We start from the raw sequence: 7,679 nt of genomic DNA, 5'->3' as shown, positions 1-7,679 counted from the left end.
GGTGCAGGCCACCCTGGAGAGCTTCCTCGATCCCTCGGTGAAGGTGCTCACCCTCCAGCAGCTGGAGGCGGTGGAGGTGGACCACTGGCGCAACAACACCTCCTTCGGTCTGATCTTCAACCTGGGGGTGCTGGTGGGCCTGATCGTCGGCGCAATTATCGTCTACCAGATTCTCTATTCCGACGTCAGTGATCACCTGCCGGAATACGCCACGATGAAGGCGATGGGCTACAGCGATCGCTTCGTCGTCGGCATCATCGTGCAGGAATCGGTGCTGCTGGCTGCCCTGGCCTTCGTGCCCAGCCTGGTGCTGGCGATCGGGCTCTATGCCGTGCTGGCCAACTCCACCTCGCTGCTGATCGCCATGACCGCCCAGCGAGCCGTTGCGGTGTTCGCCCTGACCCTGACGATGGCGGCCGGATCGGGCTGGCTGGCCACCGGCAAGCTGCGGCGGCTCGATCCCGCCGACATCTTCTAATGGGGCCGCTGGACGCTGCAGCCGGGCCACCCGATCACACCGGGCGCGAACTGCGGATCGAGGTGCAGCATCTGACCCACTGGTTCGGCGAGGGGGACACCGCCAAGCAGGTGCTCACCGACATCAACCTGACCGTGCATGCCGGCGAGATCGTGATCCTCACCGGCCCCTCCGGCTCGGGCAAGACCACCCTGCTGACCATGCTCGGCGGCCTGCGGGCCGCCCAGAGCGGCAGCCTGCGGGTGCTGGGTGAAGAGCTGCTGGAGGCCGACAACACCACCCTGACCCGGCTGCGGCGCCAGGCCGGCTTCATCTTCCAGGCCCACAATCTGCTGCCCTACCTGACGGCCCTTGAGAACGTGCGCTTCGGCCTGGAGGTCAGCCCCGTCTGGCTGGGGCAAGGCCGGCTGGCGATGGATGACTGCGCCGCCGCCATGCTGGGCCACGTGGGACTGGGGGAACGGGTGAATTACTACCCCGAGAAACTCTCCGGCGGCCAGAAGCAGCGGGTGGCGATCGCCCGCGCCCTGGCCCCCAGCCCCCGATTGCTGCTGGCCGATGAACCCACCGCAGCCCTCGACAAGACCTCCGGTCGCGATGTGGTCGACCTGTTCCGCCAGCTGGCCGACAGCCACGGCGCCGCGATCGTGATGGTGACCCACGACAACAAGATCCTCGATATCGCTGACCGAGTGGTGAACCTGGAGGACGGCCGACTGGTGGCGAGCGCCTGAGCCCAGATCAGCCCAAATCCCCCAGCCGCCTGCGGGCCAAGGCCGCCTGGGCTTCAGCTTCGGCCAGGTTTGCCTTGCACTCCAGCACCACCTCAGGCGGGGCCTTATCTGCAAAGTTGGGATTGGCGAGGCGACCCGCCAGGCCCTTGATCTCCCTATCAGCCTTGGCGATGTCCTTCTCCAAGCGGCCGCGCAGGGCGTCGAGATCCACCAGGCCCTCGATGGGCAACAGCACCTGCAGCTCACCGCTCACGCCGGCCAGGGCCTTGGCGGCCGGAGCAGCTTCGGCCTGCTCGGGACTAAGCACCGCCACGCTCTCGGCTCGGGTGAGGGCCGTGATGTCGGGGCTGGCCTCCTGCAACAGGGCTGCAAGCTCAGCGCGGCCAGTCACAAACGACACCGGCGCGCTCTGGCTGGGCTTGAGCCCCGCCAAAGCCCGCAGGTTGCGCACCACCCGAATCGCCTCGATCAGCTCGGCAAACTGGGCCTCAAGCTGGTCGTCTAGAGCGGCCTGATCAAGCGCCGGCCAGCTCTGCAGGGCCAGAAAGCTGCTCTCTGGCTGGCCAGTGAGGCCGTGCCACAGCTCCTCACTCAGGTGCGGCATCAGCGGATGCAGCATCACCAGCAACTCGCCAAGAACCTTGGCCAACACGGCGCGGGCGGTGCGCTGGTCGGCAAGGGCTGCTGGGCTCGGGTTTTCACCTGGGTTGAGCCGCCGCTTGATCAGCTCCACATACCAATCGCACACCTCGTTCCAGGCGAACTCATAAAGCCCCTTGGCCGCCTCGCCCAGGCCGTAGTTGCCATAGCGCTCAGCCGTATCACGGTTGACGCGGGCCAGGCGCGAAAGGATCCAGCGATCGGCCAGCTGCAGGGCCGCAGCATCGGGCTCGCCCAGAGCGGCCGGCGTTTCGCCATCCAGGTTCATCAAGGCGAAACGGGTGACGTTCCAGAGCTTGTTGGCGAAGTTGCGGGAGGCCTCCACCGTGGCGGAGGTGTCGGATTTGCGGTCGTAATCGAGGCGGATGTCCTGGCCGGCACCGGCCACCTCACGCACCAGGGCGAAGCGCAGGGCATCGGCGCCGTAGCGCTCAATCAGCAGCAGCGGGTCGATGCCGTTGCCAGAGGACTTACTCATCTTGCGGTTCTGTTCATCCCGCACCAGGCCGTGGATATACACGTCTTTGAAGGGAATCCAAGGGATTCCAGAACCTTCCCGACCACTCATTAGGGCTCCGGCCATCATCGTCATCCGGGCCACCCAGAAGAAGATGATGTCGAAGCCCGTCACCAGCACGCTGGTGGGGTACCAGCGCTCCAGGTCGGCAGCATCGGCATCAGGCCAGCCCAGAGTGGAGAAGGGCCAGAGGCCGCTGGAAAACCAGGTATCGAGGGCGTCGGGGTCCTGCTCCAGCACCACGGGATGGGCGTGGGTGCCGCCGCCAAATTGGGCTTCCGCCTTCGCCATGGCTTCTGACTCATCGCGGGCCACCACATAGGGCGTGTTGTCGGTAATCACACCGCCCGTTTCACTCACCACAAACCAGGCGGGGATGCGGTGGCCCCACCACAGCTGACGGGATATACACCAGTCGCGGATGTCGGTGAGCCAGTCGCGATATACCTTGCTCCAGCGCTCCGGCACGAAGCGGGGATCGGCGTTCTCGAGGGCCTCCCGGCAGCGGGCCGCCAGGGGCTCGGTTTTGACAAACCACTGGGTGGAGAGCAGGGGCTCCACCGGCACCTTGCCGCGATCGGAGAAGGGCACGCTGTGGCGGTAGTCCTCCACCTTCACAAGGAAAGCTTCCGCCTCCATGGCCGCCACCACCGCTTGGCGAGCCTCGAAGCGATCCAAGCCGGCGAAACGGCCAGCCGCTTCGTTCATCGAGCCGTCCTTGGCCATCACCGTAATTAGCGGCAGGTTGTGGCGCTGGCCGATCGCGAAGTCGTTGGGGTCATGGGCTGGGGTCACCTTGACGCAGCCGGTGCCGAACTCCGCATCCACGTGGTCGTCGGCCACGATCGGGATCTGTCGCCCCACCAGGGGCAGGGTGAGGGTCTGGCCCACCAGATCGGCGTAGCGCGGATCCTTGGGATTCACCGCCACGGCCGTGTCACCCAGCAGGGTTTCCGGCCGGGTGGTGGCCACTTCCAGGAAGCCGGCGCCGCTGGTCAAGGGATAGCGGAAATGCCAGAGATGGCCATCCACCTCCTTCATCTCCACCTCCAGATCGCTCACCGCCGAACCCGAGGCCGGGCACCAATTCACCAGGTATTCACCCCGGTAGATCAGCCCCTGCTCGTGCAGACGGTTGAAGGCCTCGATCACGGCGGCGCTGCAGCCGGCATCGAGGGTGAAGCGCTCGCGCTGCCAATCCACCGAGTAGCCCAGGCGGCGCAGCTGGCCCACAATCGTGCCGCCGCTCTCCGCCTTCCAGCCCCAGGCCTTCTCGAGGAATGCCTCGCGGCCCAGATCTTCCTTGCGCTGGCCCTCGGCCTTGAGCTGCTTCTCCAGGATCGTCTGCACGGCGATCGAGGCGTGGTCGGTGCCCGGCAGGCAGAGCACGTTTTTGCCGCGTAGGCGCTGGAAGCGCACGATCGTGTCAATCAGGGCGGTGTTGAAGGCATGGCCCATATGCAGGCTGCCGGTCACGTTTGGCGGCGGAATCACCACAGAAAAAGGCTCACCCGGTGCCGCAGGATCCGGGTGAAAGGCGCCGCTGCTCTCCCAGGCGTGCTGCCAGCGGCTTTCCGTGCCCACTGGGTCGTAGGTCTTGGGCAGGGCCGCTTCAGGGGCTGGGGCAGACAGCTCGGTCACGGCGGTGGCGGCAGGCACTCGGGCCATGGTCGCAAAACGGGCTGAGGCCAGGGATAATTAAGCCGTAGAGCAAGGCAATGCCGCATCCCCGGGCCCCCTCACAGGCGACACGACGGGTGGCATCGCGCTGCGTACCCGTGCTGGCCTCGCTGCTTCTGCTCGGTTGCGGCGCTGGCGATGGGCTGCCCAACGAGCTTTACCTCGGGGTGGAGGTGAACCCCGACGAGAGGATCGACGCCGGGCTGCGCGCCGACACCCTGCAGCGGCTGGGCGGGCTGGAGGCTGGCTACCGCCAGCTCCACCCCAACACCCGCTTTCAGTTCAGTCATTACCCCGAGAAAGAGCTGGAGTGGGCGATCCGGCGCCGCAACCTGGCCGGGCTGGGCCCCGATCTATTGCTCCTCAACGGGGACGCAGCCGTGCGGATGCTGAACGCAGGAGTGATAGCGCCCTACCCACAAACAGGGGTGGATCTCAACCCATTCGATCCCCAGGTGCTCGATCGGCTGCGCAACCCCTCCGGAGATCTCGCCGGGCTGCCATTGCTGGTGGAAACCCAGCTGGCCTGCTTCAACCGCCGGCGACTGCCCACCGCACCAGCCACCCTGGAGCAGCTGCTTGACACGAGTGCCAAGGGCCATCCTGTGGGCCTCTCGATGGAGGCCTACAACCTCTTCTGGACAGTCGGCAGCCTTGGTGCGGTCGACGCCATCAATACAGCCGCAGCCGGCAGGCAACCCAGCTGGGCCCAGCAGCAGGCGATCGAGCGCTGGCTCACCTGGCTGCAAAACGCCAACATCCAACAGCGCGTCACCTTCTACGCCAGCCAGGCCTCGGCGGAAGCGGAATTCCAGGCGGGCCGCCTCGACTGGTTCCCCTGCCGCAGCGCGTCCATACCGCGGCTGCGCAAAGCTCTGGGGGATGGGCTCGGGGTGGCGCCCCTGCCGGGCGGCGAGTGGGGTGATGCGAGTCCGATCAACAAGCTGCGGGTGTTGGCCCTCGGCACCAATGCCAGCCGCAGCAGCCGCGAGCGGGCCCTGGCCTTCAGCCGCTTCAGCGTGAACCCCCTGAGCCAGAGGAGTCTCACCCTGGGCTCCCAGGTGGTGCTGCCGGCCAACCGCTTCGTGAGGGTGCCGGTGAGCAGCTCGACAGTGCTCAGCGCCATGGTGACCTCGGCCCAGCAGGGCAGCCAAACCAACACCCTGGCGGAGCTGATGCACAGCAACGATCCCCGAATGGCCGAGATCCAGACCCTGCTCACCACGTTGGTGTTTGGAGAGATGCAGCCCACCACGACCGGCCAGAGGCTGGTCGCAATCCTGCGGAACCGGCCATGAGAGAGCTGTTGCTGGAGGTGCTGGGCTGGCTGGGCTATCTGGAGCGGCCCACCGTTCTGCTGCAACTGGCTGTGGCGATCGGGCTGATGGTGTTGCGGCGGTTTGCGGCGCGCCGAAACTGGCTACGCCAGCTGCGGCCACGGGCCTTCACCCCCCTGGCGCTTGTGGTGCTGGCGGCCAGCTGCCTGCTGCTGGCCCTCCTGGGGCTGCCCTACGGACTCAGCGGCCAGCTGGGAGTGCTCTGGCTGGGCTGGTACGGCCTCAACCAGCTGCAGCCGCTGCTGCAACGTTGCCTCGGCGCGAAAACGGCGCGGCAACTCGAGAGCCGCCTGCTGCGACCTGGCTATCTGCTGCTGGCGGCCCTGATGCTGATCACCTCCGTCGACAGCATCAATGATCTGGCCGTGGCCCCCCTGGGCAGCATGCTGGGTGTGCCCGTCGATGCGGGCAAGCTATTCAATGCCGCCCTGATCACCTACCTGGTGCTGGTGGGCTCGGGGCCACCTGCAACGGGCGTGGCCTGGCTGGTGCAACGGGTCCTGGCATCCAGCGATGGCAGCCGCAAAGCCTTGGAGTTGATGCTGCGCTACACCGTGGTGGGCTTGGGCCTGGTGGCCGTGGGGGTGCACCTGGGCCTCAACACCACCGCCCTGATCGCCGTGGCAGGTGGCCTGTCAGTGGGCCTTGGCTTCGGCATCAAGGAGGTGTTCTCCAACTTCATCAGCGGCATCTGGCTGCTGTTCGAGGGCTCCGTGCGCCCAGGAGAAGTGTTGATGCTCGATGGCGATCCCTGTGAAGTTCGAAGTCTTGGACTGCGTGCAACCTTGCTTTGGCGTGATCGTGACAATGCCGAGCTGCTAATCCCGAACCAGACCTTCTTCACGCAGGCGGCCACCAGCTACACCGCTAGCGACCGCATGCGCCGCAGCCAGGTAAGCATTGGCGCCGCCTATCACCACAACCCAGTAGAAGTGATTGCTCTACTCGAGGCCACAGCTCTCGAAGTTGCACGGGTGCTTCCCCAGCCAGCACCCAAAGCCCTATTGCTGAACTACGGCGACTCCGCTATTAATTACTGCCTGCGCTTCTGGATCGCCAACCCGATGGACAACGTGGGCATCTGCAGCGAGGTGAATCAGGCGATCTGGCGGGCCTTCCGCGATAGCAGCATTGAAATTCCTTTCCCACAGCATGTGGAATATTCCATGCAATGGCCACCCGGAGCGCCATCAAACCAATAAATTCACTTAGCAGCAGTCCTAAGGCGATCTACTGTTTTTTCCAGCAGCTCAATCGATACATCCTCTGCCGAATCCAAGTCAGACAGCCCGAAAGGGTTGTCGATATCATCAATCAAGCGCAGGAGTAAAATAACAATAAAGAAAATTACAGCAAGAAAAAAGACAGACTCTGGAAGGCTTTCCGCTCTCGCCATCACCAAGCCCGCGAACAAAAGCACTGCAGCAATGTCCGCCATCCAATAAACAAGAGGCACAAATGTAGTGTCGCGTATGGTCTGCACTCTATTGACCTTGGCAAGTATTACCGCTAAATCCTGCATAAGCCTTCCCCTCAACGTAGATGCGTCGCCCTTGAAATGCACCGCAACACGCACCACGTCTGCATGGGTTTGAGTGTGGCGCGCCAGCATTTGCTCTGTAGTAATCCGCTCCTTCAACCAATCCAGCAAGGACTGGCCAAGCCCAGTTACCGCGGCGAGGGCTGCAGCAATCTGGATCTCGGGGTGATAGACCTGAATTGCACGAACCTCCAAATTAAGCGTCTGAAGACAGGTTGCCAGTTCGGCAGGTATTTTCTCGCTTTCCTTAAAATCAGTGAGCACACCATTCAACAAGAAGCCCAATAAAAAGATCGTCGAGGCAACCATCGCCGAAAACAGCGGATTAATACTTAATCGCTCAAGACCGAAGAAGTGAACCGCAGCTTTGATGCCACAAAGCACAAGAACCTGGAAAAAGACGCCACGCACCTTTCGCAAGCGCCTAAGTCTGGCGGCTGAAAACCTAATCAGAGGCAACCTCTTATTTTGACGCGGGGCAAACTTCAAGTTTTTTTCCATTTAGGTAACAATTACAGTCTTCGTCTCCGTTCAGAGGGTGTTGCAGAACACAAGCAGGGGCTCGCCGCTCTGCGCCTTTACTGCGCCTTAACCCCTAAATCTCTGCAAAACCATGATTGAAGCCTTCCTGGTCGCGATCCGCACCAATGAGGATTTGCAACGCCAGTTGCGCAGTGCCACCACGGCGGCTGACCTGGCTGCGGTGGGCGCTCAGGCAGGCCTGACCATCGAA

The 7,679-nt window shown here is 63.7% G+C and carries 7 protein-coding genes; 5 read left to right on the top strand and 2 right to left on the bottom strand.

The window, feature by feature from the left end; translation table 11 throughout:
- Both KBZ07_RS13435 and KBZ07_RS13430 read left to right on the top strand, forming a co-directional pair.
- A partial coding sequence (locus tag KBZ07_RS13435) for an FtsX-like permease family protein (protein ID WP_254932087.1) occupies window positions 1-478 on the top strand: 478 nt, incomplete at its 5' end.
- The gene (locus KBZ07_RS13430; protein WP_254932086.1) at window positions 478-1,212 is read left to right on the top strand and encodes an ATP-binding cassette domain-containing protein; all 735 of its coding nucleotides are present in this window, start codon (window positions 478-480) and stop codon (window positions 1,210-1,212) included. The genes KBZ07_RS13435 and KBZ07_RS13430, both read left to right, overlap by 1 nt.
- A gap of 7 nt (window positions 1,213-1,219) precedes the next feature.
- Here the strand turns inward: KBZ07_RS13430 and KBZ07_RS13425 are convergent, their stop codons facing one another.
- A complete protein-coding gene (locus KBZ07_RS13425; RefSeq protein ID WP_254932085.1) occupies window positions 1,220-4,057 on the bottom strand; it encodes a valine--tRNA ligase in 2,838 nt (945 codons plus the stop codon).
- A gap of 110 nt (window positions 4,058-4,167) precedes the next feature.
- On the opposite strand from KBZ07_RS13425, the gene KBZ07_RS13420 reads away from it, so the two are divergent.
- Window positions 4,168-5,367, top strand: a complete 1,200-nt coding sequence (locus tag KBZ07_RS13420; protein ID WP_254932084.1) for an extracellular solute-binding protein — start codon at window positions 4,168-4,170, stop codon at window positions 5,365-5,367.
- Window positions 5,364-6,608 carry a mechanosensitive ion channel family protein gene (locus KBZ07_RS13415; RefSeq protein ID WP_254932083.1) on the top strand — a complete coding sequence of 415 codons (1,245 nt, stop codon included), beginning with the start codon at window positions 5,364-5,366 and terminating at the stop codon, window positions 6,606-6,608. Before KBZ07_RS13420 ends, KBZ07_RS13415 begins: the two co-directional genes overlap by 4 nt.
- Before the next feature lie 2 nt (window positions 6,609-6,610).
- Here the strand turns inward: KBZ07_RS13415 and KBZ07_RS13410 are convergent, their stop codons facing one another.
- Complete coding sequence (locus KBZ07_RS13410) at window positions 6,611-7,366, bottom strand: hypothetical protein (protein ID WP_254932082.1); 756 nt, start codon at window positions 7,364-7,366, stop codon at window positions 6,611-6,613.
- 193 nt (window positions 7,367-7,559) lie between these two features.
- Here KBZ07_RS13410 and KBZ07_RS16480 point away from each other — a divergent pair.
- Window positions 7,560-7,679 (top strand): Nif11 family protein (locus KBZ07_RS16480; protein ID WP_396124081.1); only part of this gene is annotated, 120 nt, incomplete at its 3' end.

Source organism: Cyanobium sp. BA20m-14, assembly GCF_024346295.1.
Note: the sequence above shows the minus strand (reverse complement) of the source record. Positions and strands in the feature narration are given on the sequence as shown.